This window comes from Roseburia intestinalis L1-82, assembly GCF_900537995.1.
Lineage (GTDB): Bacteria > Bacillota > Clostridia > Lachnospirales > Lachnospiraceae > Roseburia > Roseburia intestinalis.
Genome location: NZ_LR027880.1, coordinates 156,398 through 183,389 on the forward strand (window position 1 = coordinate 156,398; position 26,992 = coordinate 183,389).

At 42.7% G+C, this 26,992-nt stretch carries 27 protein-coding genes, 1 tRNA gene and 1 other RNA gene; 21 read left to right on the forward strand and 8 right to left on the reverse strand.

The genetic code is table 11. From position 1 onward, the window contains the following. Nucleotides 1–72 precede the first annotated feature (72 nt). From RIL182_RS00755 to RIL182_RS00775, 5 genes are all read left to right on the forward strand, one after another. Nucleotides 73–1,266, forward strand: a complete 1,194-nt coding sequence (locus RIL182_RS00755; protein WP_243128698.1) for a transposase — start codon at nt 73–75, stop codon at nt 1,264–1,266. A gap of 200 nt (nt 1,267–1,466) precedes the next feature. Beyond that, an RNA gene (gene ffs / locus RIL182_RS00760) (signal recognition particle sRNA large type) lies at nt 1,467–1,729 on the forward strand. Nucleotides 1,730–1,761: 32 nt separating this feature from the next. Continuing rightward, nucleotides 1,762–2,235 carry a hypothetical protein gene (locus RIL182_RS00765; RefSeq protein ID WP_006858732.1) on the forward strand — a complete coding sequence of 158 codons (474 nt, stop codon included), beginning with the start codon at nt 1,762–1,764 and terminating at the stop codon, nt 2,233–2,235. A gap of 290 nt (nt 2,236–2,525) precedes the next feature. Beyond that, nucleotides 2,526–3,509 (forward strand): phosphate acetyltransferase, encoded by a 984-nt coding sequence (pta, locus tag RIL182_RS00770; protein ID WP_015561558.1) that lies wholly within the window; start codon nt 2,526–2,528, stop codon nt 3,507–3,509. A 214-nt stretch (nt 3,510–3,723) separates the two neighbouring features. Continuing rightward, nucleotides 3,724–5,109 carry an MATE family efflux transporter gene (locus tag RIL182_RS00775; RefSeq protein WP_006858710.1) on the forward strand — a complete coding sequence of 462 codons (1,386 nt, stop codon included), beginning with the start codon at nt 3,724–3,726 and terminating at the stop codon, nt 5,107–5,109. 264 nt (nt 5,110–5,373) lie between these two features. Here the strand turns inward: RIL182_RS00775 and RIL182_RS00780 are convergent, their stop codons facing one another. Together RIL182_RS00780 and RIL182_RS00785 are read right to left on the reverse strand one after the other, a co-directional pair. Continuing rightward, nucleotides 5,374–6,372 carry a cytidylate kinase-like family protein gene (locus tag RIL182_RS00780; protein ID WP_006858709.1) on the reverse strand — a complete coding sequence of 333 codons (999 nt, stop codon included), beginning with the start codon at nt 6,370–6,372 and terminating at the stop codon, nt 5,374–5,376. 15 nt (nt 6,373–6,387) lie between these two features. Beyond that, on the reverse strand, nt 6,388–7,830 hold the full coding sequence (locus RIL182_RS00785) for a sodium:proton antiporter (RefSeq protein WP_006858708.1): 1,443 nt from the start codon (nt 7,828–7,830) through the stop codon (nt 6,388–6,390). Nucleotides 7,831–8,085: 255 nt separating this feature from the next. On the opposite strand from RIL182_RS00785, the gene RIL182_RS00790 reads away from it, so the two are divergent. Then, nucleotides 8,086–8,159 (forward strand) — tRNA-Pro (locus RIL182_RS00790). A gap of 145 nt (nt 8,160–8,304) precedes the next feature. Here the strand turns inward: RIL182_RS00790 and RIL182_RS00795 are convergent. The 4 genes from RIL182_RS00795 to RIL182_RS00810 all read right to left on the reverse strand — a co-directional run bounded on the left by RIL182_RS00795 (nt 8,305) and on the right by RIL182_RS00810 (nt 11,085). Then, nucleotides 8,305–8,535, reverse strand: coding sequence for a site-specific integrase (locus RIL182_RS00795; RefSeq protein WP_006858728.1), 231 nt, complete (start codon nt 8,533–8,535; stop codon nt 8,305–8,307). 46 nt (nt 8,536–8,581) lie between these two features. Further along, nucleotides 8,582–9,298 carry a tyrosine-type recombinase/integrase gene (locus RIL182_RS00800; RefSeq protein ID WP_157579713.1) on the reverse strand — a complete coding sequence of 239 codons (717 nt, stop codon included), beginning with the start codon at nt 9,296–9,298 and terminating at the stop codon, nt 8,582–8,584. 175 nt (nt 9,299–9,473) lie between these two features. Then, a complete protein-coding gene (locus RIL182_RS00805; protein ID WP_044999475.1) occupies nt 9,474–10,019 on the reverse strand; it encodes a Uma2 family endonuclease in 546 nt (181 codons plus the stop codon). Between the two features lie 70 nt (nt 10,020–10,089). After that, a complete protein-coding gene (locus RIL182_RS00810; protein WP_044999474.1) occupies nt 10,090–11,085 on the reverse strand; it encodes a virulence RhuM family protein in 996 nt (331 codons plus the stop codon). Between the two features lie 308 nt (nt 11,086–11,393). On the opposite strand from RIL182_RS00810, the gene RIL182_RS00815 reads away from it, so the two are divergent. Genes RIL182_RS00815 through RIL182_RS00825 form a run of 3 tightly spaced genes read left to right on the forward strand, consistent with a single transcriptional unit; the run spans nt 11,394 to nt 14,410 of the window. Further along, entirely contained in the window at nt 11,394–12,467 is a 1,074-nt protein-coding gene (locus RIL182_RS00815; protein WP_015561561.1) for a 6-phosphofructokinase, read from the forward strand. 1 nt (nt 12,468) lies between these two features. Continuing rightward, complete coding sequence (gene dnaX, locus RIL182_RS00820) at nt 12,469–14,049, forward strand: DNA polymerase III subunit gamma/tau (RefSeq protein ID WP_006858707.1); 1,581 nt, start codon at nt 12,469–12,471, stop codon at nt 14,047–14,049. Between the two features lie 10 nt (nt 14,050–14,059). Beyond that, on the forward strand, nt 14,060–14,410 hold the full coding sequence (locus RIL182_RS00825) for a YbaB/EbfC family nucleoid-associated protein (protein ID WP_006858706.1): 351 nt from the start codon (nt 14,060–14,062) through the stop codon (nt 14,408–14,410). Between the two features lie 109 nt (nt 14,411–14,519). Here RIL182_RS00825 and RIL182_RS00830 read toward each other — a convergent pair whose 3' ends face one another. Next, nucleotides 14,520–15,290, reverse strand: coding sequence for a DUF6062 family protein (locus tag RIL182_RS00830; RefSeq protein WP_044999473.1), 771 nt, complete (start codon nt 15,288–15,290; stop codon nt 14,520–14,522). A gap of 222 nt (nt 15,291–15,512) precedes the next feature. Beyond that, entirely contained in the window at nt 15,513–16,091 is a 579-nt protein-coding gene (locus RIL182_RS00835) for a tyrosine-type recombinase/integrase (RefSeq protein WP_006858705.1), read from the reverse strand. A 105-nt stretch (nt 16,092–16,196) separates the two neighbouring features. On the opposite strand from RIL182_RS00835, the gene RIL182_RS00840 reads away from it, so the two are divergent. The 12 genes from RIL182_RS00840 to RIL182_RS00900 all read left to right on the forward strand — a co-directional run bounded on the left by RIL182_RS00840 (nt 16,197) and on the right by RIL182_RS00900 (nt 26,853). Next, nucleotides 16,197–16,457, forward strand: coding sequence for a carbon storage regulator (locus RIL182_RS00840; protein ID WP_006858704.1), 261 nt, complete (start codon nt 16,197–16,199; stop codon nt 16,455–16,457). A 162-nt stretch (nt 16,458–16,619) separates the two neighbouring features. Continuing rightward, entirely contained in the window at nt 16,620–18,245 is a 1,626-nt protein-coding gene (locus tag RIL182_RS21905) for a flagellin N-terminal helical domain-containing protein (protein WP_006858703.1), read from the forward strand. Between the two features lie 88 nt (nt 18,246–18,333). Continuing rightward, a complete protein-coding gene (gene fliB, locus RIL182_RS00850) occupies nt 18,334–19,509 on the forward strand; it encodes a flagellin lysine-N-methylase (protein ID WP_006858702.1) in 1,176 nt (391 codons plus the stop codon). Between the two features lie 298 nt (nt 19,510–19,807). After that, the gene (locus tag RIL182_RS00855) at nt 19,808–20,077 is read left to right on the forward strand and encodes an FYDLN acid domain-containing protein (protein WP_006858701.1); all 270 of its coding nucleotides are present in this window, start codon (nt 19,808–19,810) and stop codon (nt 20,075–20,077) included. Between the two features lie 56 nt (nt 20,078–20,133). Then, complete coding sequence (locus RIL182_RS00860; protein WP_015561568.1) at nt 20,134–20,667, forward strand: histidine phosphatase family protein; 534 nt, start codon at nt 20,134–20,136, stop codon at nt 20,665–20,667. Between the two features lie 45 nt (nt 20,668–20,712). Continuing rightward, complete coding sequence (locus RIL182_RS00865; protein ID WP_006858700.1) at nt 20,713–21,393, forward strand: 3'-5' exonuclease; 681 nt, start codon at nt 20,713–20,715, stop codon at nt 21,391–21,393. A 20-nt stretch (nt 21,394–21,413) separates the two neighbouring features. Continuing rightward, on the forward strand, nt 21,414–21,659 hold the full coding sequence (locus RIL182_RS00870; RefSeq protein WP_157579712.1) for a hypothetical protein: 246 nt from the start codon (nt 21,414–21,416) through the stop codon (nt 21,657–21,659). Beyond that, on the forward strand, nt 21,659–21,832 hold the full coding sequence (locus RIL182_RS00875; protein WP_006858699.1) for a hypothetical protein: 174 nt from the start codon (nt 21,659–21,661) through the stop codon (nt 21,830–21,832). Before RIL182_RS00870 ends, RIL182_RS00875 begins: the two co-directional genes overlap by 1 nt. Before the next feature lie 13 nt (nt 21,833–21,845). After that, nucleotides 21,846–22,130: an acylphosphatase gene (locus tag RIL182_RS00880; RefSeq protein WP_006858720.1), complete on the forward strand. Its 285-nt coding sequence runs from the start codon at nt 21,846–21,848 to the stop codon at nt 22,128–22,130. 371 nt (nt 22,131–22,501) lie between these two features. Then, nucleotides 22,502–23,317 (forward strand): substrate-binding periplasmic protein, encoded by an 816-nt coding sequence (locus RIL182_RS00890; RefSeq protein WP_006858719.1) that lies wholly within the window; start codon nt 22,502–22,504, stop codon nt 23,315–23,317. Then, nucleotides 23,307–25,874: a hybrid sensor histidine kinase/response regulator gene (locus RIL182_RS00895; RefSeq protein WP_134522977.1), complete on the forward strand. Its 2,568-nt coding sequence runs from the start codon at nt 23,307–23,309 to the stop codon at nt 25,872–25,874. Before RIL182_RS00890 ends, RIL182_RS00895 begins: the two co-directional genes overlap by 11 nt. A gap of 112 nt (nt 25,875–25,986) precedes the next feature. Beyond that, nucleotides 25,987–26,853: a YitT family protein gene (locus RIL182_RS00900; RefSeq protein ID WP_015519948.1), complete on the forward strand. Its 867-nt coding sequence runs from the start codon at nt 25,987–25,989 to the stop codon at nt 26,851–26,853. Nucleotides 26,854–26,992 lie beyond the last annotated feature (139 nt).

The following is a 26,992-nucleotide window of genomic DNA, read 5'->3' on the forward strand; positions in this document are numbered from 1 at the left end:
TGTTATGGAACAAAACATACGAAAGAAGGTGTCCTGAATGAAAAATTAGCATTGAAGAAACTGCTAACTTATATGAAGAGTGTATATAAAATCCCGCAAAAAATCAAGTGTTTAACGGACGAAAGAAAAAGAAAATCTATTCCATTGTTTAACATTGTCATGCCGGTACTGCTTTTTCTGATGCTGCAGTATGAAAGTTTCCATACCATTTTTTCAGCCCCTGAAAGCATGTCGAAAAGACTGAAAAACTGTATCAGTGGAAGGATTCCAAAAGTTGATGCAGTCCGCGACCTTCTCTCCAGAATAAACCCGGATGAAATACGCAGCATACATGAAGAAATGATTGATATCATAAAACGTAACCGGGTATTCCGGGAAGGAACGATAGGCGGATATGTTGTGGCAGGTCTCGATGGTGTGGAATTATTCAGCAGTACAAAAAAATCCTGTCCGAACTGTCTGAGCCGAAAAAAACACACAGGGGAAACCGAATACTTTTACCGGAGTGTGGTGTGCATGATTATAGGTAAATCGCCACACGTAATTCTGGGGCAGGAAATGTTAAAACCAAGGGATGGTTCTGGGAAAGACGAAGGAGAACTGACAGGCGGAAAAAGGTTGATTGAGCGGCTGAAGAAACGGCATGGACATTTTGCGGATGTGATTGTGGCGGATGCGTTATATCTGAATGCTCCATTTATCAACACTCTGAAGGAAAATGGTCTGGAAGGGGTGATACGCCTGAAAGACGAAAGAAGAATGATTTTTCAGGATGCAGAGCGTCTGTTCAAACAGGATGAGGGAAAAAAGGCATCTTTCTGGAAAGGGAAAAAGAAGATTGAAGTATGGGATCTTTCTGGTTTTAAGATGGAAGGGTGTCCATATAAACTGCGTGTGGTGCGGTATCATGAGCAGTGGGAAGAAAATGGAAAAGAAACAGAGCGTTTCATGTGGCTTGTAACGACTCTGGAAGCGGCAGACTACCGAGTCTTATGGGAAATGATGCACCGCAGGTGGGACATTGAGGAGAATGGTTTCCATCAATTGAAAACGTATTACCACGCAAAGCACTGTTACTGTCGAGATGCGGTTGAAACCATATTTAATCTGATAATCATAGGCTTTAATGTAAGAGAGTTATATTTGTACCGAAGAAGCCGGAACTTTGCAGGAAGTGGTATAAGCCGAAAGAGCATAAACCGGATTTTTTGCGATGAGCTGCTAACAGAAAAAGTGAAACAGATTTTATGTGAAAAAGGCGGATAGAAAATCAGCAGAAAAAATATATAGGGAAAAAGCAGGGGGAATTTTGCGCGTATTGACCAGGAACGAAGGGTAACCGCAGATGGAATGCTGATAACTGGATTATTTATAAAAATGCATAGATAAAAAAGTTAAAAGCGAAATCCCTGTTAAGCGCGTATCTGGCTTGACAATACAGGGCGAAATAGGCTATACTTAAATCTCCGAGCAGCCGGGGTGGCAGCGGTACCCTGAACCAGCAATCCGCTATAGCTGGGGTGATGCCGAACGGAGGGTTGTCAGATTGTGGAGCTGCCCTTCATAAGTGGCGTTGAAGTTTGGGTCTTACGCAACAGGAATCTGTGAACCGGGTCAGGTCAGGAATGAAGCAGCCCTAAGCAGAAGCTCTTGTGTGCCGTAAGGGTGCCTGGGCCGAGTTAACTGTGGAGGTAACGTCTGTGGTCTGGATTCGATGGGAGGCGCTCGGTTTTGTATATCTAAAATTGACCATATATCAGGATGAAAGGAATTACAGTGGACAAACTCAGAAAAAGACTGTATCAGGTAAGTGAAGGTTTAGAACTCATCATAGCGTTAGTTGCTGTGGTTGGTGTGGTCATAGCGGCGGTAAATCTTTTCCCGGAACTTCTGGTATACTGGCAGAACCGGACGAATGGGGAGGCATTTCTTATTTTTCTCGATGCTGTGTTTGACGTCGTGATTGGGGTAGAGTTTATCAAGATGCTCTGCAAACCAAGTTCACAGAATATCATGGAGGTTTTGATCTTTCTGATTGCCCGTCATATGATCGTACAGAAAACGTCAGCATTAGAAGACCTGTTATCCGTAGTCAGCATCGGAATTTTATTCTTTTTCCGCAGATTCATGCTCGCAACCAAACCGGATAAGGAACAGCATGTGCCGGAACTGTTAGGTGCAATCAGACATTCAGGGAATAAGCAGGAGAAAGAAACAAAAGATAACGAACAGTAGATTTGTCACAGACAACAGAAAATTATATGGAAAAGGTACCGTATATCAGACGCATGATCCGGGGATCAGGTCTCTGGTATACGGTACCTTTTGTATAAAGAAAAATACAATTTACGTTAATTTTTTCACAAAGACACTGACAGTATATCAAAGTTGAGAGAATATGTCAAATAAAACTGCATTTATTTGAATACAAATATTGAATTTCGAAAAAACTGCTATATAATGAAAACATGATATGCGCTGGTAGAGAGCGCCAATTACAATTTATAAAAAGTGAGGAATTAATCATGTTTGGATTTGGACAACTGATCGACATCTTAAAAAAAGATCCTAAGAAAATCGTGTTTACAGAGGGCGATGATCCTCGTATTTTAGAGGCAGCTTCCCGCCTGTTAGCAGGAACATTCCTTCATCCGATCTTAATCGGTAATCCGGATAAAATTGCTGCTGAAGCGGAAGAGTGCGGTTTTAATATCCGTGGAGCAGAGATCATTGATCCGACTAATTATGACAGAATGGATGAGATGGTAGATTTATTCTGTGAACTTCGTAAGAGCAAAGGTGTGACACCGGAGCAGGCAAGAGGTATTCTTTCCCAGGCAAACTACTTCGGAACCATGCTTGTAAAAATGGGCGTTGCTGATGCACTTCTCGGTGGAGCAACCTATTCAACAGCAGATACCGTACGTCCGGCATTACAGCTGATCAAGACAAAACCGGGCAACACAATCGTATCTTCCTGCTTTATCATGGTACGTCCTGCAGCTACCGGTGAGAACGAAGTTCTTGCAATGGGTGACTGTGCAATCAACATCCATCCGACAGAGGATGAGTTAGTTGAGATCGCAGGTGAGACAGCACAGTGTGCAAAGATTTTCGGTGTTGATCCGAAGGTTGCATTCTTAAGCTACTCTACACTTGGTTCTGGTAAAGGTGAGGATGTAGATAAGATGCGTAATGCTGCAGCCAAAGCCAAAGCAAAATATCCGGATCTTCCAATCGAGGGAGAACTTCAGTTCGATGCAGCAGTTTCTCCTCGTGTAGCACGTACCAAATGCCCGGGCAATCCGGTTGCAGGTCATGCAAACACATTTATCTTCCCGGAGATCAGTGCCGGAAACATCGGTTACAAGATCGCACAGCGTCTTGGTAATTTCGAGGCTTATGGTCCGATCTTACTTGGATTAAATGCTCCGATCAACGATCTGTCCCGTGGATGTAATGCAGCAGAAGTTTATTCTATGGCTATCATCACTGCAGCACTTGCATAAGACGGATGATTGGAACTGTTGGTACGGGTAGAATTTTCCGTGCATGACAGTACGTTTTAAATACAAAACAAATATGACAGAATAAAAACGTGGCATGGCGTAAAGCTATGCCACGTTTTGTGTGGAAACACATGTGAAAAATTGAATTTTCTACATGTAGGAATGTGCTTATGTTCAAATTTGTTATACAGAAAGACTGTGCAGGAATGTACTTATGCTCAAATTTGTGATACAAAAAGACTGTGCAGAAATGAGGATTAATATGGAACAACCGATTTTTACAAGAGAGGATTTGAAAAAACTGATCATACCGCTGATCATAGAGCAGATGCTGGCTTTAAGCATCGGTCTGTTTGATACCCTGATGGTGTCTTCCTGTGGAGAGGCTTCCGTTTCCGGTGTATCACTCGTAGACAGCATCAGTGTGTTATTGATTCAGATACTGTCGGCACTTGCGACAGGCGGGGCCGTTGTGTGCAGCCAGTATCTCGGTAAAAAGATGCCGGAGAAAGCAAAACTTTCTGCGGGACAGCTGATGTTTATCATGCTCACATCATCCGGAACAGTAATGATTCTGGTATTATTTTTACATCGTTTTTTATTGCGTACAATTTTCGGACAGATTGAAGCAGATGTGATGGATGCGGCTCAGATTTATTTTTTGATCTCGGCGATATCTTATCCGTTTCTCGGTGTGTATAACGCCGGGGCGGCACTTTTCCGAAGTATTGGAAACAGTAAGATCAGTATGTACACCAGCCTTGTCATGAATGTGATTAACATTGGCGGCAATGCGATCCTGATTTATGGTGCTGGAATCGGTGTAATGGGAGCAGCGCTTGCGACACTGATCGCAAGAATGGTGTCTGCACTTGTCATGGTCGTGTTATTATCGAAAAAAGATAATCCGCTCTGCATCGCGACACCGGGCTGTATGCGTCCACAGAAAGATGTGATCGGAAAAATCTTAAAGATCGGTATTCCAAGCGGTATTGAAAATGGGATGTTTCAGATCGGTAAACTTCTGGTGTCAAGCCTGACGGCAACGTTTGGAACGGCTGCGATCGCCGCAAATGCCGTGGCAAACAGTATTGCCGGGTTTGCCAATATTCCGGGGATTGCGATCGGGCTTGCGATGGTGACAGTGATCGGACGCTGCATTGGTGCCGGGGAAAAAGAGCAGGCGAAATGGTACAGCAGAAAACTGTTAGGGCTTGCATATGGAGGTATGTGTTTGACCGACATAACGTTATTGATTCTGGTCCGTCCGATGGTTGGGTGTTTTTCACTGTCCGGCGAGGCGTTTGCAATCACGGTGCAGCTTTTGCAGACTTTTTCCATCTGTGCCATGCTCATCTGGCCGCTCAGTTTTGCGCTTCCGAACGTTTTGCGTGCAGCGGGGGATGCGAAATATACCATGGAAGTCAGCGTGTTTTCCATGTGGGTATTCCGTGTTGCAAGTAGCTATTTCTTTGCAGGAACGCTGAAAATGGGCGTGCTTGGCGTGTGGATCGGAATGTATGTGGACTGGGTGTTCCGCTCACTCTTATTTGTAATACGGTATAAGCGGGGAAAGTGGCTCAATAAGCGTGTTGTATAGGAAAACGCTGGAACAGCAAAAATATGAAATGACAGATGAATGTAAAATGTTAGACAATATACAAACAATACACAAACTATCAGAAAAAATGTGGATAACTCTGTGGATAATGTGGATAAGAGTGCATAATAGTGGAAAACCATATAGTTGTTGCACAATTATAAATTATATGTAAAATAAAAGAAAAATATACATAAACATAAAAAAGAGGCATATTGCAGCCAGCCCAGCTGGTTTCTGCAATATGCCTCTTTAGCATGTGATCTACTTCTCCGGATGGATATCGATCATACGCTCAATCAGTTCTACGGATTCTTCGATACCGTAGCATGCACTGTTGATACAAAGATCATAGTTTACGGCATCTCCCCATTTACGTCCGGTATAAAAATGATAGTACTGCTCATGTCCTTTATCAATCTTTTTCAAACGGCGGACGGCTTCCTTGAGTGGAAGATTGTTTACCTCCATCATACGGCGCACACGCTGTTCAAACGGAGCGGTGATGAAGATACTGATGTGCGGGATACGGTTGTTTGTCAGAATCACATCCGCACAGCGGCCCATTACGATAAAGTCTTCTTTTTTTGCCATTTCCACGATCAGATCGCTCTGGTTGAAAAATACGGCATCTTTCTTCGGCAGGCCGTGATAACGGCTGAAATCTTTTAAGAAACGTTTTGCACTGGTATCATGTTTTGCAACCTGGTTAAGCTTTGATGTAAAGCTGTCACGGTCTGTGACGGAATCTTTTTCTGCCTCTAAACGCTCTAATACACGGTTGAAAATTTCAACATCGTAGTAGTTGATCTTTAATGCATCCGCAAGCGCGAAACCAATATCCGTACCGGCGCTTCCGTGTGTTCTTCCGATGCAGATGATCAGATGATCGTCTTTGGAAAACTTCTGGTGCAGGTTGGATGTATTTAAGGAAGCAAGGTTCTGGTCAAGGATATCAACCGAACCAAAACTTTCCGGCAGTTCTGCGATCTGATGTAAAATCTCATTGTACTCGTGCATCATACGGCTGCGATCCTCTTTGTTACGGATCGTACGCGCCATATTACCGATTAAAGCGATCTCACTGCGGAGCAGGTGTCCCTGTGGATGTGTGGAGATCAGGGTTGTCAGGTTACGAATACTTGTTTCTTTGTCGCCGGTAAAAGTGCGTCCAAGGGAAGAACCTACCAGACGGTAAACTTCACTGTCGAGATCATAAATGCGGGTAGCAAGTGCCCGTGATGTTTCGATATTATTTTCCATTGTGAAATCCCCCCTTTATAAAAAGAATACCAGAGTGTCAATGATAAACACCGGAACTAAAGATACGATTGACCATAATAAGTATCCGAAGAAGGATGGCATGCGCACACCGTTTTCATCAGAGATGGATTTTACCATAAAGTTTGGTGCATTTCCGATATAAGTATTTGCACCCATGAATACGGCACCACAGGAAATCGCGGTAAGCATTTTGACCGGAATTGTTCCGACCGTGGTTGCAATACCCTGTGTGAAACCAAGCGTACCTGCAGTTGTCAGGAATACCAGGTAGGTCGGTGTGTTATCAAGGAAACTGGAAAGTGCACCGGTTGCCCAGAACATCTCAAGCGGTTTGGAAAGACCAAGCTCCGGTCCCATGGATTTCAGAAGCATCAGTGCCGGCTGCATGGTAATAAAGATACCGATGAAAAGAACGGCAACTTCTTTGATCGCACCCCAGGTAAAGTGGTTACTGGTACGGATCTGAGAGTCTGTTGTTTTAAAAGATAATAAAGCGGCAAGCAGGATGATGGCAACCTCAATAATAGAAGGAAAACCAAGTGTCACCTCACGGAATACACGGATACCGCGAACGTTTCCGGCTGCATCCTGAAATGCTGCAAGGTTCGGAAGAGTTCCACTTAAAATAACAGCAGCAACGATCATAATAAGGAAAATAATGTTGTGCAGACCATCGATCTTTAATGTGGTACCGGCTTTGCTGATATCCGGTTTTCTGCCGTTTGCAATATCTTTGCGGTAATTGTGACGGTCTAAGAGATAGAATACAGTCAGTAAAATTACCATATTAAAGATTAAGATCGGGAACAGATGCAGGCTCCAGAAGAACGGAACACCACGCATAAATCCCATTAAAAGTGGCGGATCACCGATCGGGGTTAAGCATCCTCCCATATTCGAGATCAGGAAGATAAAAAATACCATAATGTGACTCTTGTGCTGACGCCAGGAGTTCATCTTGATCATTGGACGTACCATTAACATACTGGCACCGGTTGTACCGATACAGCTGGAAAGTAAGGTACCGATCGCAAGGAAGATTACGTTGACGCGCGGGGAACCTGCGAGATCGCCTTCTAAAGTGATGTTACCGGCAACACAGAACAGACCAAATAACAGGACGATAAAAGTCAGGTAATCGTTTAAAATACACTCAAGTACTGTTTCGACCGCATCTCCGGCACTATAGGTCACTGCAAACGGAATGATAAATAACAGGGACCATACGGCTACGGCAAGCGGCTGGTTTTTCTCCCACCATTCCGGTTTTACAAGCGGAAGTACTGCGATACAGAGTAACAGACCGGCAAATGGGATACAAAGCCATATCGGAACTGTTGCAGTACTGCTTTCGCCGGATTCTGCTGCGAGAATCGTTAGCGGTGTGAAAAGCAGCATAGTTGCAATGCTTCCACAAAGAGCAAATAACTTTTTCATAAAATCAGCCTCCAAATTCTATGATATATAAATCCATATCATTATTTGTTGATTGCAAAAAAATGTCAATAAATAGTCTTTTTGCAAGGTTAAATCTTAACACAATCTGAATTTTTTTTCTACCAGAAAATAAAAAAAGCATAAAAATAATAAAAAAAATACAAAATGCATTCTTACCTTTAAAAAAGCATATACATATGGTATAGTGGATTCTGACAAGTTTATATCATCTACGATAAAGATGTTCCTTGTCTACGGGGTATGGCGTAGTTTGGTAGCGCGCACGGCTGGGGGCCGTGAGGTCGCAGGTTCAAATCCTGTTACCCCGATTGGTGCAAAGTAGCCGGAAAGTCGAGATTTTATTGTAAAATCAAGGCTTTTCGGCTATTGTTTTGCTCTAAAATATCTGGTCTGTTTACTTAAAATTTGTCATATTTATATCTTTTTTTGTCATGGAATTTGTCATGACAAATTCTAAAATAATATCTTTGACAATGCATCGGATGCTTTGTCCTGAGAGGTTTTTAATTTATCTTTCATAGTATGGCGGTATACATTTTTCATAACATAATCTGTTTCCCATCCGCCCATCTCAAGAATATCTGCTTCTGGAATATTTAAAGATGACATGTAGGACGCAAAATAGTGACGGAGTTTGTGGAGTGAGAAATGGGGCATATTTAATTCGTCCTGTAACCTGTTCATGTGCTTGGTAATTGAATTTGGAAGCCCTTTATAAATATATCCATGTTCACGGATTAAATCGGCTAATTGGGGGGGATATGACAATCTCGCGGGTACTTGCAGTTGTCTTTGTCTGCTTTTCCACCCATTGATTATTTTTATCCAGCACTTTGGCAGAATCAATCGCGAGCGTGTTTCCGTTTAGATCATCTATGGTCAGAGAGCATATTTCTGAACGACGTAAACCATAACAGGCGAGTTTGATAGGAATCTCAAACATGCTGCCCTGCGCAGCCTGTAATAATCGTTTTATATCCTCATCAGTGGGGATATACGGCTCATTTTTGATTTTTTGGGGCAGGGTTGTGGAAATATTCATTTCCGGTCGAAACATTCCCAAAACGGATGATATAAAGCCATGGTAATTACGAATTGTCTTAGGCGCAAGCGTTTTTGCCAGGATATTGATTTCTTTTTGAATATCGATTTGCGTAATATCGTATATAGGTTTATTTGTAAAATCGTCTGTGAGTCTGCTGGGTATTTCAAGGTATTCTTTTACGGTCTTAGGACTGAGCACATGTTCTTTGGTTTCTGTGTATTGCTGGGCAGCTTCTGTGAATGTTAGATGGTATTTTTTACTTTTTATTTTATCCGGTTCTGCAGCCATAGCCTGCATAGCTTCTTTCTGTGTTGGTTTCTCATTAAACACAACTGTGTACATTTGCCCTTTGTACATTTTTCTGATCCGGTAAGAGCCGCTTGGGAGTTTTTCGATTTTCATATGTATCATTCCTTTCTATTTTGGGGTATAAAAATAACAGCCAGCAGAGAACTGGTGTTCCGCTTGCGTTTGGCTGCTCCGAATGATACAATGTGCTTGTTCAGGGCGTGTATCTTCAGAGCACGCATCCGCTCCTGTTGTTGGCTGGTGTCCGGTTCGCAGGGGCGGTTTTTATTTATTTCAGCAATTCTGCAATATTTATCATCAGGTTATCGTAAATGCACACCTGTATATCATCATCAAAACTATATTGATCGCACAGCTCTTCTTTTTCCAAATCATAGACGTTTACTGTTTTGGTAAGTGGATTTACAATCCAGTATTCACGGACTCCTGCAGAACGGTATTTGAATAACTTCACGCCATAATCAGTTCGTTTCGTACTTAGAGATGCAATCTCGATGACCCAGTCCGGTGCACCGCTGCATCCGCGGTCATCCAGCTTTGATTTGTCACTAATAATGCTGATATCCGGTTCGACGTATGTTTTATCGTCTTTATTCAAAAAAACGGCAAATGGGGCAGGATAGACTTCACAGGAACCGTTATTTTTGCGAATATATGTCTCAATGCTCCATGCAAGAGCCTGCTGGATTTTCTGATGCAATCTGTTTGGTGGTGCCATGTCATAAATGACACCGTCGATCAGCTCTGCACGCTGTCCTTCTGGAAGTGAATAGATGTAATCGGTCGTGTAAGTGTTTTCTTTTGGTAATGGCATAGTGTGTACCTCCTGTTTCAATAACATAAACTCTTCAAAAATAATTCTAGCACATATCGGTGTGATCCGCTTATTTTTTTGGAAGAATAGGTAATGCATCCAATTCCATTGAATCTTCAGATTCTAGACAATGACGGTTATGATCAAAAAGGGCATACTGTTCATTGACAAATTTATCGGCAGCTTCTCTGGAAATATGTCCGGCATTATCTAAAACACTTCTGCCAGTAAACTGTAAGAATGCATCTAAGCGGTTTTCCCAATCGTTCATATACATTGGAATATGACGTTTAGCCTGATCTTCTGCATAATCAAGATACATGGTGACAATTCTGTTTAAATTTTCAAGTTCTTCCTGAGTTAAATAGTTTTTGGCAATGGTTATATCTGATTTCCTTACTTTCGCACCTTTGAATGAAGTAAGACCCATATTTTTTTTGGAAGCATCAGCACGTTCAACAATTAGTTCTGGTGCAGTATGCCCATGAACGGAATAATGAAGTTTATTCTGAACGGTTTTGAAAAAAAGATCTGCCTGTTCACAATGTGGATCATAATCAACAGATGTAGCAAATATGTCACGAACCTTTAAATAAACACGTTTTTCAGAAGAACGAATATCTCTGATACGTTCAAGAAGTTCATCGAAGTAGTCGGAACCAAATTTTTTTGGATTTTTTAAACGTTCATCATTAAGAACAAATCCTTTTTTCATATATTCGGAGAGAACGGATGAGGACCAGTTTCGAAAATGTATTCCGATATTATTTCGTACACGATATCCGATTGCAAGAATCATATCAAGATTATATATTTTTACTTTTCTCTGAACAGTTCTGCTCCCTTCAGATTGAACTTGTAAGTAATCCTTACAAGTTGCTTCTTCATATAATTCTCCATCAGCGTATATATTTTTTATATGTAATGTCACATTTTGAGGAGAAGTCTGATAAAGTTGGGAAATACTTTTTTGTGTCATCCATATAGTGGAATCGTTGAAATAAGCATCAACTTTTGTATCCCCCTTTTCATTTTGATAAATTAGAATATTTCCTTGAAAATTCAAATCAGTATCTCCTTTCAAATAGTTAAATGTTCAATTTTTTTCGTAAAACTCTTCAAAAATAATTCTAGCACATATCGGTGTGCTCCGCTTATTTTTTTCTAGCATTTATGGAATTGATCTGAATATTAATCATTTTGTGGGTTAATATTTGGCTCTTGATTTTTATCTGAAATATTGCAAAATATCCGTGAAAAGGGTAATATTTTAAATAGAGCGAAAGACACATATCAGGCACTGCGATTTTGTCAGTCAGCCGGAATATGTGAAAACTGGGCAAAGTAAATATGGGTATGCAGGAGGAAACGCGGATGAAGAGAATCGGTATGTTAACAAGCGGCGGTGATTGCCAGGCATTAAACGCAGCAATGCGCGGCGTAGTAAAAGGCTTAAGTGAAAATGTGGATGAGCTGGAGATTTACGGCTTTTTAAATGGTTATAAAGGGCTGATTTATGGAGATTACAGATTACTGACATCTGCAGATTTTTCCGGAATACTTACCAAAGGCGGAACGATCCTTGGATCTTCCAGACAGCCGTTTAAGCAGATGCGTGTGCCGGATGCGAACGGATTAGACAAAGTGGAGGCGATGAAATCTACCTATTATAAGTTAAGACTGGACTGTCTGGTCATCTTAGGCGGAAATGGAACGGAGAAGACGGCAAATCTGCTTCGCGAGGAAGGATTAAATGTAATTCATCTTCCGAAAACGATCGATAACGATATCTATGGAACGGATGTTACATTCGGATTTCAGAGTGCGATCAATATTGCAACGGATGCGATCGACTGCATCCATACAACGGCAGCTTCCCATAACCGCGTATTTATCGTGGAAGTTATGGGACATAAAGTTGGCTGGCTGACACTTTATGCAGGAGTTGCAGGTGGTGCAGATATCATTTTACTGCCGGAGATTCCTTATGACATTGAAAAAGTGATCGCAGCTATTAATAAGCGTACCAAAGCCGGAAAAGGATTTACAATTCTTGCGGTTGCGGAGGGAGCTATCTCAAAAGAGGATGCGGCATTATCCAAAAAGGAGTACAAAGAAAAGGTTGCAAAACGCAAATATCCGTCTGTTTCCTATGAGATCGCGGATCGTATTTTTGAGGAGACCGGAGTGGAAGTCCGTGTGACGGTTCCGGGACATACACAGAGAGGCGGAAGTCCGTGTCCATACGACCGTGTACTCTGTACCAGACTTGGTTCTGCCGCAGCACAGGCTGTCATGGACGAGGATTATGGCAACATGATCGCCATGATCAATGGAAAGACAAAACGCGTTCCATTAGGTGAAGTGGCAGGCAGATTAAAAACAGTAGACCCGGATTGCCAGATGATCAAAGAGGCAAAACGGATTGGAATCAGTTTCGGGGATTAAGATGTCATACACAGCATTATATCGTAAGTTCCGTCCACAGGAGTTTGAGGACGTCAAAGGACAGGAACACATTGTTACAACATTAAAAAACCAGATCAAAGCAGACAGGATCGGGCATGCGTATCTGTTTTGTGGAACCAGGGGAACCGGTAAGACGACCATCGCAAAGATATTTGCAAAGGCGGTCAACTGTGAGCATCCTGTAGACGGCAGCCCGTGTGGAGAGTGCCCGGCCTGCAGGGCGATTGCAGCGGGCAACTCCATGAATGTGATCGAGATCGATGCCGCATCGAATAACGGTGTGGATAACATCCGCCAGATCCGTGAGGAGGTGGAATACCGTCCGACGGAAGGCAAATACAAAGTCTACATTATCGATGAGGTTCATATGCTTTCCATAGGTGCATTTAATGCACTGCTAAAGACACTCGAGGAGCCGCCATCATATGTTATTTTTATTCTGGCAACAACGGAGGCACACAAGATACCGATCACAATCTTATCCCGCTGTCAGAGATACGATTTCAGGCGTATTTCCATTGAGACGATCTCAGCGAGACTGATGGAACTGATGGAAAAGGAGCAGGTCACAGTGGAGGAACGTGCGATCCGCTATATCGCAAAGGCGGCGGACGGTTCCATGCGGGATGCACTCAGTCTGTTAGACCAGTGTATTGCGTTTTATCTTGGGCAGGATCTTACTTACGACAAAGTACTTGAAACACTCGGTGCGGTTGATACTGAGATTTTCAGCAGACTACTCCGTCAGATTTTAGAGAAAAATGTGACCGGTGCAATCGGTGTGATCGATGAGATGGTCATTGAGGGCAGGGAATTAGGACAGTTTGTCAATGATTTTACCTGGTATCTGAGGAATCTCATGCTTGTACAGAGCTCGGATGACATGGAGGATGTGCTTGACATTTCAACGGAGAATCTTGCCCTGTTAAAAGAAGAGGCGCAGATGGTAGACACAGACATTCTTATGCGCTATATCCGTATTTTTTCAGAACTGAGTAATCAGATCCGTTATGCCGTACAGAAGCGTATACTGATCGAGATTGCGGTGATCAAATTATGTAAACCGGAGATGGAAAAAGATTATGGTTCGCTGATCGACCGCGTGGACAGTCTCGAAAAAAAGCTGGAGAAGGGTATTGTGGTAACGCAGGCATCCGGTGACATGGCTGCGGGGACAACAGGTTCTTCTGCCGCATCGGCGGTGTTAAAAAAAAAGGAACTTCCCAAGGCAATCCCTGAAGATATCAAACAGATCATGAGCAGCTGGAGCGGCATTTTATCACAGCTGACAGGGATCACAAGAACCTATCTCAAAAAAGCAGTTCCGACATTAGGAGAGGGCGGTACGCTGATCCTGGCATTTGAGGATGCCAATGCGTACACTTATATAGAAGAGAACCGTTCCAACTGCCAGGATGAATTTCGGGCAGCAGTTGCAGAAAGACTTGGCAAAGAGGTAGAGATTCTGGTAAAATTAAATGACACTGGCACGCCAAGCGGGGAGATCTATCCCGATTTACGCCAGTTGATTAATTTTGAAATAGAAGAAGACGATTTTTAGGAGGATTCACATGGCAAAAAGAGGCGGTTTCCCGGGCGGTATGCCGGGCAACATGAACAACCTTATGAAACAGGCGCAGAAAATGCAGCGTCAGATGGAAGAGGCACAGAAAGAATTAGAAGAAAAAGAGATTACTGCAGCAGCAGGTGGTGGAGCTGTTGAAGTTACTGTTTCCGGTAAGAGAGAGATTACAAAAGTAAAATTATCCGAGGAAGTAGTTGACCCGGATGACATCGAGATGTTAGAGGATCTGATCATGGCAGCAACCAATGAGGCACTTCGTCAGTTAGAAGAATTCTCTTCGGATTCCATGTCAAAAATTACCGGCGGCATGGGTGGTCTTGGCGGACTTCCGTTCTAGGAAAAAAGGCATAATGATTCAGGGAAGACAAGGAATGTTTTTCGCCTGAATCATTATGCCTTTTTTGATTCATTGGAAATTACGTTCCATGAACCCAAAAGACCTCAGTTTACAACTTTGCCCGGAACACTTCATCTGCCGGATAGCCGCCGGCACATTTCTGCATGCCGCGCTGAATACTGTCTGCGGAATTTCCCCAGTCTTTATCTTTGTTCCGGTAGTCATTTTTTTCTACAAACCATGCGACTTCTTTTTGCAGGCGTTCCATATTTTCCTGCATCAGTGCAAATGCCTTCGGGTAAAACTCCTTTTTCTGCGTATCGTTTAATTTGTTTTCCGCAGTCTCGATCAGATCTCCGAAATGAGGCAGACAAAAACCTTTGCTCTCTTCAAAAAGCTGGCGAAATTCTTCATTTTTCAGATACAGGTCGAAGAATGTATCCAGATATCTGCCATAGATTTTTCGGAAATGATCGCAGACATAGCAGTCCGTCGTCTTTTTGGAGATCCATGCGCCAAGTGCAGTCTGCGGTTCATGTTCTGTGGTTGTGTCTGTGCGTTTCATGCGTTTTAACAGACTTGATTTGCCTGGGGCAAAATCGGACATTTCTTTTGCGAGTTCCTGGTTCAGTTTCTTCAAATGCGTGCTTAAGATCAATGCATTTCCAAGTCGGTTGCCGTAATCGTACATCATTTTAAAGTGATGGCGGCAGAATCCGGTTGCATCTGTCTTTTCACGGATATCATCCTCCATATAGGCGGAACCTAAAATAAATGAGACCGCATGCTGCTCGGCTTCGCGCTCTAAATTGCAGAAAGGGCATTCGTCTTTGGCGTTGAATGCTTTGATTAAGGGGATGGTTGCAATATTTTCTTTCATATGATCTATGACTCCTTTGGCTGGTTGATCCACTTCTTTATTTATAAGAATTATAACAAAGTCTGATAATTCAAACAATAACTCATAATAAATTTAAAGTTATGCCATAATAAATAAAAAACGCAACATTTCATATAAAATGTTGCGTTTTTTATTTGCAATTATTATTTCGGCAGAACAAAAAGAAACTTAACCCCCAAATTTAAATTTTTTTAAATCCGTTCAGAAATTAATGGTATGAAAAATACTGTCCCGCTCGTCCTGAGAAATTCCCAGATAACGCTTTGTGATATAAAACGAGGAATGATTATACAGATCCATCAGAAGAACCGGCGAAATTCCCTGTTTCCATGCATGATAGCCAAACGTCTTGCGGAGCGAATGACAGCTGACATGCGTTTCGCATAAGGTTTCGTCCGCTGCTCTGCGCACAATACGATATGCCTGGGAACGGCAGAGCGGATGCGCAGGTGTGGTGGGTTTTGAAAAAATATAATCCTCCGCGTCAGGTTTTCTTGTTTTCCGGTAATAGTCCAGTGCTTTGATAACGTGTGAATTTAAGGCAATCTCATTGACCTTTCCTGTTTTCTGTTCATGGATCAGAAGATGATCTAAGAAACAGTCTTTCTCAAAATAATACACATCTTTCCATTTTAAATTCAATACATCACTGATGCGCAATGCGGTGTAGAGCCCAAGAATGATCATCGTATAGTTGCGGATATTCGGATGTGCAACCTCGTAATATGCAATGAAATTTTTTAGTTCGTCCTTGTCACGGATCGGCTGTGTTGTACCCATAATGACTCCTTTCTGCGGAAAATACCGCAAGCCTGTAAACGCAACATTTTATATGGAATGTTGCATTCAGGGAGAAACAGATAATCAGGGAGGAAAACAGATTATATGCTCAAGTTAACGTTAAAGCCAGGTGACTATATTGACATCGGTAAAAACATCAGGGTCGTTTTTTCCGGCGGTTCTGCAAATAACATTCATCTTCTGGTGGATGCGCCGAGAGAGATGAACATTGCGCGCAGTTCTGCAGAAAGAAAAAGCAACCGTACTCACTACTATAAGGAACAGGGCATTTCGGAACAGGCACAGAAAGAGATCGCTGCAATTCTGATGAGGGAGCGCCGCAGCAGATCAGAAGAAGCAAGGTAATAAGGTCAGGCTAACCTAGGGGTCGGGCTTATTATAAATCTTTTTAAGACGTATGTCTTAAAAATTAAGAAGAATTTCCGCATATCACGGAAAAAAAGGGAAAGGATTCCCGGATGCCGGGCAACGGCAGAACACATTTTTTATCACACGGAGGTAAATATTATGGCAATGGTAGTACAGCACAACATGTCCGCAATGAATGCGAACAGAAATTTAGGTGTTACAACAGGAATGCAGGCAAAATCATCAGAGAAGTTATCTTCCGGTTACAAGATCAACCGTGCAGCAGATGATGCAGCAGGACTTTCTATTTCTGAGAAGATGAGAAGCCAGATCCGCGGTTTAAATAAAGCATCTGACAATGCACAGGATGGTATCTCTTTAATCCAGACCGCTGAGGGAGCATTAAATGAGTCCCACTCTATTTTACAGAGAATGAGAGAGTTATCCGTACAGGCAGCCAACGGTACAGAGACAGATGACGACCGCGAGGCAGTACAGAACGAGGTTTCCCAGTTACAGGAAGAGCTGACAAGAATTTCTGAGACAACAGAGTTCAACACGATGAAGCTGCTGGATGGTTCTCAGAGTGGAAGTACATCTTCAACCGGGTCAGGTCCGAAGTTTGGTGTTGTAGATGCAACATTAGACGGTGCACTTGTAACATCTAACGTGAAAGGTATTAAAGTAGCAACAGCAGCTGCCACAACAACAAAGGCAGGTCAGGAGACTGCTATCTGGGCTGCTGATGGAAAGACATTAACTTTAAATCTTTCGAAAAATAAGGTATATACACAGGACGAAATTGATGACTTGATCGCAAATGCAAAACAGGAAGACAGTTCTGCAACGGGTGCACCGGCTGAAGTGAAAGTATCTTTAAAGAATGGTATTTTTAATGCAGATGCAGACACAACTGCCGGAACTGTAACAGCCGGTGGTGTGAAGGCAGTATCTGATGAAGGAACAGTAACTGGATTTGTTGGTGCAGATACAATTTCATTTACGGCAAATAAGTATGGAGCAGAGTTCAATGATACTGTATTTAAATTCAAATTTGATAAGGCAGCAGGCAAAGAAGAAGTAGAGACAAATACAGCAATTGAAATTGATGGAGCAAATGCGGTAACAGCAGGTGAATATACAATTCATCTTGCAGCAGGCAAAGAATATACGGCAGAAGATTTAGAAGATGTTCTTAAAACGGCAGGATTCGACTTTGATGTTAAATTAAGTGGAAATACACCAGATGAGCCAAATACTTTATTTGCAACCAGTGGCGCATCAACTGTGACTGATATTACAATGGGTGCTGGCACCGCCGGAGCTGGTCTTGGAAGTACAGATGCTATGTGGGGGCAAGCTGGTTATGACAGTGTATCTTCTGGTGCTGGCATTACCTTGCAGATTGGTGCAAATGAAGGTCAGACCATGAGTTTCTCTATCGATGACATGAGTGCAAGAGCACTTGGCGTAGATGGCAACAAAGTTGATTTAAGCACACAGGCTGGCGCACAGAAAGCAACTGATACCATTGATGCAGCAATCAAGAAAGTATCTGCACAGCGTGGTAGAATGGGTGCGATCCAGAACCGTCTGGAGCACACCATCAGCAACCTTGATACAGCAGCAGAGAATACCCAGACTGCAGAGTCCCGTATCCGTGATACAGATATGGCAGAAGAGATGGTTGAGTACTCCAAGAACAACATTCTTGCACAGGCAGGTCAGTCTATGCTTGCACAGGCGAACCAGTCTACACAGGGTGTACTCTCCTTATTACAGTAATCTCTGGAAAAACGGTAATTATTATATGCAATGTAAAGATGTCCTGGGGCGTTACGCTCCAGGACATTTTTCATAGAAAGAGGAAAAAATGAATCTGTTAAAAACAACGTTTTACGATGAATTTGCATGTATTGGAGCGGAGTGCCCATTGACCTGCTGCGGGGGATGGATGATAGCAATGGAAGAGAAAACATTAAAAGATTACAGGATGATGGGGGGAGAGATTGGAAGATTTGCCAGAAAAGGTGTAACATATAACTCTGATTTACAGAGTTATATAGTGCGGCTGCGGGATACGGATGGAATGTGCCCGATGCTGAATGAAGACCAGTTGTGCGAAATTGTACTAAATAAAGGAAATAAGAAACTATGCCGTACCTGTGCAATATTTCCACGGGAAACAGTAAGGTCGTATGATACAGATGAGAAATATATCTTTCTGGGTTGTCCGAAAGCAGCACACCTGTTATTTGAGGTATCCGGGAAAATAACTTTTATGTTTGAGCGCGATCCGGATTTAGATATGGAAGACATTCCTATATACAATCATGTGATGAAGATCAATCTTACAGTGAGGGGGGAAATCACAGATTTTATTCAGAAGTCAGAACTTCCATTGTGGTTCCGGGAATTTTATGGGGCTTATACGATAGAAAAAATGAGTTCACAGATAGCTGAACAGGATTTTGAAGCAGTAGGGGAAAAGCTGGAACATTTTTTTAAACCATCGTTTTACCAGGCAATGTATCAGGGGATAAAGAATACAAAAGTTAACAGAGAACAGCAGTTCCAGTCTCTGTGTGGGACGGTAAATGCTTATGAAAAAATTATTCTTGGATCAATGTTCTCCGATAAATCCGGTACCAGTGATAAAATATTGCAATTACTTCATTTAAACCGGACATGTACATTTGATGAATGGAATCATGCCAGAGAAGAGTGGACAGCACAGGAAAATGAACAGCAGTGGGAAAACATGCTTGTGTATAACTGGATGCGTTCTGCTTTTACGCCCCAGAAGAACCGTAAATTATTAAAAAATTATCTTGCGTGTGTATTATGTAATTTAGTGGCGGCGCACCTGTTGATTTTATATTCCATGAAACACGAAGCGGATGCGGAAATAAGAAATGTGATCGTTGCATTTGTTGTCCGCAGATTTTTACATGGAAATGAGGAAATTATGAAGATTATGCAGCTTGGAATGGACGAGGGGGTTTTGTCTCCTGCTTTTTTAATTTGTCTGTGCAATTTATGGGGGTAAATGTTCAGAGGTATTTGGTAATGGGCGGAACACGCAGAATTATGCGAGTTATCGCCCATTTTTGTGCATACTGCACACTTTGAATGCCAGACTTTTGTGTGAAATCACGTTTTTATTTGCCAAATGTAAAATATGAATGGGGTGTCGGCAGGTATTGCAACAGAATTTGGTATGAATGAAGCTGTAAAAGTCTGGATGGAACATGGAACCGCTTTGTGGTAAAATTGATGCCATAAGATCGTTGCTGGACTAACTGACAGGGAGTGAACAGTGACATGCAGACAGGGAGGATCAGACAATGTATTATGTACCGGATGGCACAGAGATGTGTGGATATTATGAATGTAAAGAATGTGGAAACCGGTTTTTGGCGTTACAGACAGGACCGCAGCTCGTATGTCCGTATTGTGGGGAAGAGCCGGATATGGAAGTCGGACCGGACGAGGAGATGCCGGTGGCAGCAGAAAGTGCGAAGCTGATTCAGGTGGTAAAAGGAGCAGAAGAGGTTGAGCGGATGGATACGCTGCTTTCACTTGCAGTGACCGGTGGTGATTATGCGTGGATATAGAAAAAAGGAGTCAGTGTGAAAAATAAGATTTTTCACACGCAGGAATGGAGAATAAAATGGGACAGGTTTATTTTGTCCGCCATGGACAGACAATTTGGAATGTGGAAAATAAGATCTGCGGTGCAACGGATATTGCACTCACGGAACTTGGACATAAACAGGCGGTTGAGACAGGAAAAAAGATCTTAGAACAGGGAATTAAAGCCGATGAGATTCTTTATTCCCCATTGATCCGGGCAAAGGACACGGCACTCCATATCGCAGAGATTACCGGGATTCCGGCAAGGGAAGAAGCACGTTTAAAAGAACAGAACTTTGGAAAATATGAGTCTACACCGAGAGACGGAGCAGAGTTCAGGGAAGCCAAAAAACAGTTTGTAAATTGTTACGAAGGCGGAGAGTCGATGCTTCATCTGGCACAGCGAATCTATAACCTGTTAGATGAGGTGGCAGCTTCGGATAAAACTTATATTCTCGTGGCGCACAATGGAATCGCGCGTGTGGTGCAGTCCTATTTTTATGAGATGACCAACGAGGAATACGCCGCATTTGGTGTGGCAAATTGCGCAGTGGTCAGATATGAATTTTAAAAGATGGGACAGCTGTAAAGCGTGTCACCGGAATGGAGGACTTTCATGTTAGGAAAGAGAAAAGGAAAACAGCGGAGAGAATATGTCCGGGATTATGTACTTTATGATCTTGAAACCACGGGGATATCAAGTCTGTATGATGAAGTGATAGAAATCTCAGCGGTAAAAGTAAGAAACGGAAAGATCGTGGACGAGTTCAGTGAACTTGTAAATCCGGGCAGACCAATTCCTTATGCGGCAAGCAGCGTGAATAATATATCAGATAAAATGGTGGAAAATGCACGCTCCTTTGAAAAAGTCTTACCGGAATTTCTTGCATTTGCCGGGGATGATGTGTTGGCAGGGCATAATATCGCAGGTTTTGATATGAAGTTTTTGTACAGAGACTGCGAAAAATATTTTGGGCAGACACTGACAAACGACTATATAGATACACTTGCGATCGCAAAACTGTGTTTCCCGGAATGGAAACACAGGAAGCTCTCTGATCTGGCGGAACATTATGGTATCTCTACCAAAGGGGCGCACCGCGCACTGGCGGACTGCCGTATGAACCAGCAGGTGTTTGAGTTGATGGCGAAAGAATCAGGCGGAACATCTGCAAAACAGACAGAGGAGAAAATCTGTCCGCGATGCGGACTTGCCTTAAAAAAGAGAAACGGAAGATTTGGCGGGTTCTGGGGATGCACCGGTTTCCCGGATTGCAGATATACGAAAAATGTATAAAAAAGAAAGAATTGTGCAGTGTGAAAAATAAAATTATTACACGCAGAAATGGAGATGAAATGGAAGATTACAGCATTGCAAATACGACCAAAGAACAGCGCATTGCGCTGATCAGGCAGTGGATCCCGGATGAGGACGGGCTTGGTGACAGTGGTGATATGGATCTGTGGGATATCTACGCAGATTATATCAACGGAAAAAGAGAAATTGCTGAGATCAATGCAGAGATGTCAGGCACTTATTATACAGAGGAGGACTTAAAGTAATGGAGACATGGTTTTATGAAGTGGTTTCGATCGACGGGGATTATGCGAACCTGCGCAGAACCGACATCGAATCGAATGATCTGAAACTTGTGGCACGCGCCCTGCTTCCGGCGGAGATCCTGGAGGGCAGCAAGTTAAAATATGAATTGATGCAGTATGAACTGATCGGTTAAAAAGGATGTCAACATGATGGACAACGAAAAAATAATCAGAAAAAAGGTATTTGTCTATGGTGCAGTTCAGGGCGTCGGTTTCCGTTACCGGGCGGAACACGCCGCAAACATGCTTGGTGTGACTGGCTGGGTAAGAAATGAGCCGGACGGATCCGTATTGTTGGAGGTGCAGGGGACGGACGAGCAGATCGACAAAGTGCTTGCGATGGTAAACCAGGGCACCTACGTAAATATTGACCGTATCACGGCAAATCAGATACCGATCGAAGAGAGAGAGTATGGATTCTACATAAGATAAACTCTGCCTTTCTAATTGAGAAAGTGGTTCTATATTCGAATAAGGTCATGCCGGTGTATTTTTTAGTAATCCGGTTCAGATAGTCACCGCTGTAACTGAGCAGACCAGCCTGGATGGAAACAATAACTGTAAAAAAACGGATAGTGCAAAAAATGCATTATCCGTTTTTTGTCAAAAAAAGTTGAAGAGCGTCGTTAAAACACTAAAAATATACATTTGTAATTGACGTGTATTTTACAAAACATTAAAATAAAAATGGTGAATCACGCAAATATAAACGAAAAAGGAATGATAGTGTGAAAAATAAGATTTTTCACACGCAAGATTTGTGCTTACGCACAAACTTGAGATGCGCAAAAGACAGCGCAAGAATGGAGATTAATTTGAAAAAGTACATTGCGGCAATAGGGATATGTTTTATGGCACTGGGGGCAGCATGCATTATGAAAAAGGATCCTGAGGAGGTGGGAGAAGAGCTGCCAGAACTTATCATCGGAAGTGATAATTATGAGCCATATAATTATCTGGATGACGATGGAAAGCCGGTAGGTATTGATGTGGAACTGGCGGAGGCGGTGTGTGAACAGTTAGGATACACACCGGTATTTCAATATATCGTATGGGATAAAAAGGATGAATATCTGGACAATGGGAAGGTGGACTGTCTGTGGGGAAGCTTTACCATGAATGGCAGGGAGGATGAGTATCAGTGGGCTGGCCCATACCTTTACAGCAGACAGGTGATTGCAGTGCGGACGGACAGCAAAATCAGAAACATATCCGATCTTGCAGGGAAAAGGGTTGCAGTACAGGCGACAACAAAACCGGAGGAGGTTCTGTTAGAGAGAAGTGATCCGAGAGTCCCGGAGGTGGATATGGTGTATAGTCTGTCCGGCATGGACGAGATCTATGCAAGCCTCAGGAAAGGGTATGTGGATGCGATCACAGGACATGAAAGTGCGCTTGAGAGATTTGTTGGGAATGCACCGGATATGTATGCCATACTGGATGAAAGTCTGTATATTTCAGAACTGGGAGTTGCTTTCAAAAATGACACTCATCAGGATCTGGCAAAAAAAATGACACAGATTTTAAAAGAGATGCAGGATGATGGAACACTCCGGGACATGGTAGAAAAATACGGATTGGATGCCGAAAAAGCACTGGGGGTCACAAATGCTGAATAATGAAAAGATAACAAAGATCATCGCCCGCAGATATATATGGCTGCCATTTTTGATGGGAGTGCTTTTAGGGATAGTATGTTTTGTGGTATTTACCGGGTATGACCGGATGAAAATTGAGAAAATTGCAGATGAAACACTCGATTTTATGCAGGACCGTGTCAAAAAATATGATGACTACAAAAATAATGATAAAGTAAAGAGTCTTTATCGTCTGGCAGATAAGACATTGGAGCTGGATCAGCGGTTGGAAGAGAAAGATGCAGATCAGGAAGAGCTGGTCGAACGCTATATGAAAGATCAGAGATTAGATGGTGTTCTGCTTATAGACGAAAATCTGAATTGTGTGTATCAGGCAGAAGATGTTGGAAAGATGGATACATTCTGGCAGGAACAGATGAGTGAACCGGCAGTAAAAAATATGTTGGAGCAGCCGCGGAAAACATATATCACACGGCTTGATAAAGAGGGGGAAAACTATGATTTTGCGGTGGTATCCAGGACAGACGGAAAAGGGCTTGTCGCCGCTTATATTGAAAAAGAAAAAAACATGGAAGACAACGGTGATATTTCCATCTACTCGCTGTTTACTGGATTTACATTTGATATGAATGGTATCGTTGCGGTGACAGACGACAAACAAGTGCTTAGTTCCAATTCGGAGGAACTGCTTTCTGTGAAGCCGGGGGAGTATCGTGATATTTTTACACCGGACATATATACAGGGGATGAGCACAGGATGATCCATCTGGAAAGTACGGGAGGCAGCTGGTATGGGGAGATCAAGCAGATGAAAGATTATACACTTTATGCATTTTTCCCCGAAACTGCGATATATGCACTGCGTACAAAGGTTGTGATCGGTACCATGGGTGTATACATATTGTGCTGGATGACATTTATGCTGGTACGGGGGTATGTGGCGGAATCGAATATGCGCCAAATGGAAAAACAGTATCATATCATCCAATCTGTCAGCAGTGTATTTTCTATCTGTATGCTGTTAGATCTCAAAAAGAATACATGGGAAATGATCAAAGCATCTGACCAGATTCGAAAAATGACCGGCAATGAGACAAACACTGCTAACATGATGAAATTTTTCTGTAAAAATACAGTTGCGCAGTCAGAACGGCAGAAATTTTGGGACTTTGTAAACCCTGATACACTTGCAGAGCGGCTGCAGGGAAAAGATTATATCAATTGCCAGACCGAAATCGGAAAGGGAGAATGGTTCAGCATCATGCTGGTGCCGCAGCATCATGACGCACATGGCAATGTTGAGGCGGCGCTTTTTCTGAGCAGAAATATTACCGACGAAAAAATGCGTGAGATGGACTATCAGAAAAAACTGGAAAAATCGGTGGAACAGGCAGAGCAGGCAAACATTGCGAAAACGGATTTCTTACGGCGGATGAGCCACGATATCCGCACACCGATCAATGGGATACGCGGAATGGTGGATATCTGTCGGTATTATATCGGAAATCCCAAAAAACAGGAGGAGTGTCTGGATAAGATTCTGCTTTCATCCACCTTTCTGATGGAGCTGGTCAATGATGTTCTGGATATGAATAAACTGGAATCCGGGCAGATTAAGCTGGAGGAAAAGCCATTTTCCATTTCTGAAATATTAAAAGAAGTGGAGACAGTAGTCGGGATGGCGGCAACTGAACAGGGAATCACGCTGACGGTAAAAAAAGGAGAGATCAACCATGAAAATTTGCTTGGAAGCTCTCTTCATGTCCGGCAGATCTTACAAAATATTACTTCAAATGCGGTAAAATACAATAAACCAAATGGAAAAGTGATTTTGGAGTGCCGGGAGCTGCCGCCGAAAAATGAAAAAGCCGTGTTTGAGTTTGTGTGTACCGATAATGGGATCGGGATGAGCCCGGAATTTCAGGAACATGCATTTGAACCGTTTGTGCAGGAAAACAGTTCAGCACGCACTTCCTATACCGGAACCGGACTTGGACTTGCAATCGTAAAGAAACTGGTAGAACAGATGGAAGGAACGATCCACTTCGTGAGTGAGCCTGGAAAAGGCACCCGGTTTACACTTGTGATCCCGTTTCTGCCGGATGACAGCATCGAAATGCAGACGGAGCAGACACAAAGTACCGATGCAGTAAAGGGAATTGAAAATGATAAAATACTGTTGGTGGAAGATTATGAGATAAATATGGAAATCGCCCGGTTTGTGCTGGAAAATGAGGGGGCACAGGTACAGGAGGCATGGAATGGCAAAGAAGCTGTTGATCTGTTTGCAGCATCAGAACCGGGTGGATATGATGTGATTCTGATGGATCTGATGATGCCTGTTATGGGCGGTCTGGAGGCAGCGCAGTGCATCCGGAAACTGGAGAGAGAAGATGCAAAAACCGTTCCGATCATCGCGATGACAGCAAATGCATTTGCAGATGATGAGGAGCGGAGTCTGGCAGCCGGCATGGATGCGCACATTTCCAAACCATTGGATGCAGAAAAACTCATTCAGGTAATTTCCGATATATGCAAAAAGCGGAAAGAGCATGCAAAAGGAGATGCAGATATCTGATCTCTGATGTCCGAAAAAAATGCAGTTCCGATTTGCACAAAGGTACTTTATTATCAGTAAGAGATGTAGTATACTTCTTCTGCGAAATATACAAAGAGTGAGGACAAAAGAAATGCAGAAGAATCTTGGAAAGATCAAACGTACCGTGGAAGAGTATGTGGTGCTGACTGTTGCAACACTGATTCTTGTTGTGGGAGTGTATGTATTTAAATTTCCAAATAATTTTTCGTTTGGCGGAGTAACCGGTCTGGCAGTCGTGCTGGGTGCCGTACTTCCGACATCTCCGGGAAATCTTACCTTTATCATCAATATGCTGTTGCTGGTACTTGGATTTATATTTCTTGGAAGAGGATTTGGAGTCAAAACTGTTTACGTCAGTGTACTGACATCGGTTGGGTTAAGCTTTGCGGAGCGGGTGTTTCCGATGGATGCGCCTCTGACCGGACAGCCGGTATTAGAGCTTATCTATGCGATCGTACTGCCGGCATTTTCCGCGGCAATTCTGTTTAATATCGGAGCGTCCGGCGGCGGAACGGATATCGTGGCAATGATCTTAAAGAAATATACGAAGCTGAACATTGGAGCAGCATTATTTTTAGTGGATCTTGGAATCGTCGTTGCATCCTGTCTTGTATTTGATGCGCAGACAGGTCTTTGTTCCATGTGCGGTCTTCTGGCAAAATCTCTGGTAGTCGATAATGTGATCGAGAGTATCAACCTGTGCAAGTATTTTACGATTATATGCAACGATCCGGAGCCAATCTGTGAATTTATCACAAAAGAATTAAACCGCAGTGCTACGGTTTATCAGGCAGAAGGTGCTTACCAGCACAATCAGAAGACGGTGATCTTAACGGTCATGAAGCGGAGTCAGGCGGTAGAACTTCGTAATTATATCCGTATGAACCAGCCATCCGCGTTTATTGCAATCACAAACAGCAGTGAGATTATCGGAAAGGGTTTCCGTGGTTTCAACTAAGGTTTGGTTGCGGGAATGAGAAGTCTATTATATAATATAGAGAGTGGGTTGCGTATGTGAAAAGTTATGCATATCTGAAGATGGTATGAGTACAAAACCGTGATGCAGCTATTTTATAAGATAAGAAATGGAGAAGCGA

Excerpts from the sequence above, each read along its gene's own strand:
- RIL182_RS00895 (WP_134522977.1), top strand. The coding sequence starts at position 23,307 with ATGCTGAATAATGAAAAGATAACAAAGATCATCGCCCGCAGATATATA.
- dnaX (WP_006858707.1), top strand. The coding sequence starts at position 12,469 with ATGTCATACACAGCATTATATCGTAAGTTCCGTCCACAGGAGTTTGAG.
- RIL182_RS00800 (WP_157579713.1), bottom strand. The coding sequence starts at position 9,298 with ATGAAAATCGAAAAACTCCCAAGCGGCTCTTACCGGATCAGAAAAATG.
- RIL182_RS21905 (WP_006858703.1), top strand. The coding sequence starts at position 16,620 with ATGGCAATGGTAGTACAGCACAACATGTCCGCAATGAATGCGAACAGA.
- RIL182_RS00765 (WP_006858732.1), top strand. The coding sequence starts at position 1,762 with ATGAAAGGAATTACAGTGGACAAACTCAGAAAAAGACTGTATCAGGTA.
- RIL182_RS00835 (WP_006858705.1), bottom strand. The coding sequence starts at position 16,091 with ATGGGTACAACACAGCCGATCCGTGACAAGGACGAACTAAAAAATTTC.
- RIL182_RS00855 (WP_006858701.1), top strand. The coding sequence starts at position 19,808 with ATGTATTATGTACCGGATGGCACAGAGATGTGTGGATATTATGAATGT.
- RIL182_RS00865 (WP_006858700.1), top strand. The coding sequence starts at position 20,713 with ATGTTAGGAAAGAGAAAAGGAAAACAGCGGAGAGAATATGTCCGGGAT.
- RIL182_RS00840 (WP_006858704.1), top strand. The coding sequence starts at position 16,197 with ATGCTCAAGTTAACGTTAAAGCCAGGTGACTATATTGACATCGGTAAA.
- RIL182_RS00815 (WP_015561561.1), top strand. The coding sequence starts at position 11,394 with ATGAAGAGAATCGGTATGTTAACAAGCGGCGGTGATTGCCAGGCATTA.
- RIL182_RS00785 (WP_006858708.1), bottom strand. The coding sequence starts at position 7,830 with ATGAAAAAGTTATTTGCTCTTTGTGGAAGCATTGCAACTATGCTGCTT.
- RIL182_RS00880 (WP_006858720.1), top strand. The coding sequence starts at position 21,846 with ATGATGGACAACGAAAAAATAATCAGAAAAAAGGTATTTGTCTATGGT.
- pta (WP_015561558.1), top strand. The coding sequence starts at position 2,526 with ATGTTTGGATTTGGACAACTGATCGACATCTTAAAAAAAGATCCTAAG.
- RIL182_RS00825 (WP_006858706.1), top strand. The coding sequence starts at position 14,060 with ATGGCAAAAAGAGGCGGTTTCCCGGGCGGTATGCCGGGCAACATGAAC.
- RIL182_RS00900 (WP_015519948.1), top strand. The coding sequence starts at position 25,987 with ATGCAGAAGAATCTTGGAAAGATCAAACGTACCGTGGAAGAGTATGTG.
- fliB (WP_006858702.1), top strand. The coding sequence starts at position 18,334 with ATGAATCTGTTAAAAACAACGTTTTACGATGAATTTGCATGTATTGGA.
- RIL182_RS00780 (WP_006858709.1), bottom strand. The coding sequence starts at position 6,372 with ATGGAAAATAATATCGAAACATCACGGGCACTTGCTACCCGCATTTAT.
- RIL182_RS00860 (WP_015561568.1), top strand. The coding sequence starts at position 20,134 with ATGGGACAGGTTTATTTTGTCCGCCATGGACAGACAATTTGGAATGTG.
- RIL182_RS00890 (WP_006858719.1), top strand. The coding sequence starts at position 22,502 with ATGGAGATTAATTTGAAAAAGTACATTGCGGCAATAGGGATATGTTTT.
- RIL182_RS00775 (WP_006858710.1), top strand. The coding sequence starts at position 3,724 with ATGCTCAAATTTGTGATACAAAAAGACTGTGCAGAAATGAGGATTAAT.
- RIL182_RS00875 (WP_006858699.1), top strand. The coding sequence starts at position 21,659 with ATGGAGACATGGTTTTATGAAGTGGTTTCGATCGACGGGGATTATGCG.
- RIL182_RS00830 (WP_044999473.1), bottom strand. The coding sequence starts at position 15,290 with ATGAAAGAAAATATTGCAACCATCCCCTTAATCAAAGCATTCAACGCC.
- RIL182_RS00795 (WP_006858728.1), bottom strand. The coding sequence starts at position 8,535 with ATGAACAGGTTACAGGACGAATTAAATATGCCCCATTTCTCACTCCAC.
- RIL182_RS00805 (WP_044999475.1), bottom strand. The coding sequence starts at position 10,019 with ATGCCATTACCAAAAGAAAACACTTACACGACCGATTACATCTATTCA.
- RIL182_RS00755 (WP_243128698.1), top strand. The coding sequence starts at position 73 with ATGAAGAGTGTATATAAAATCCCGCAAAAAATCAAGTGTTTAACGGAC.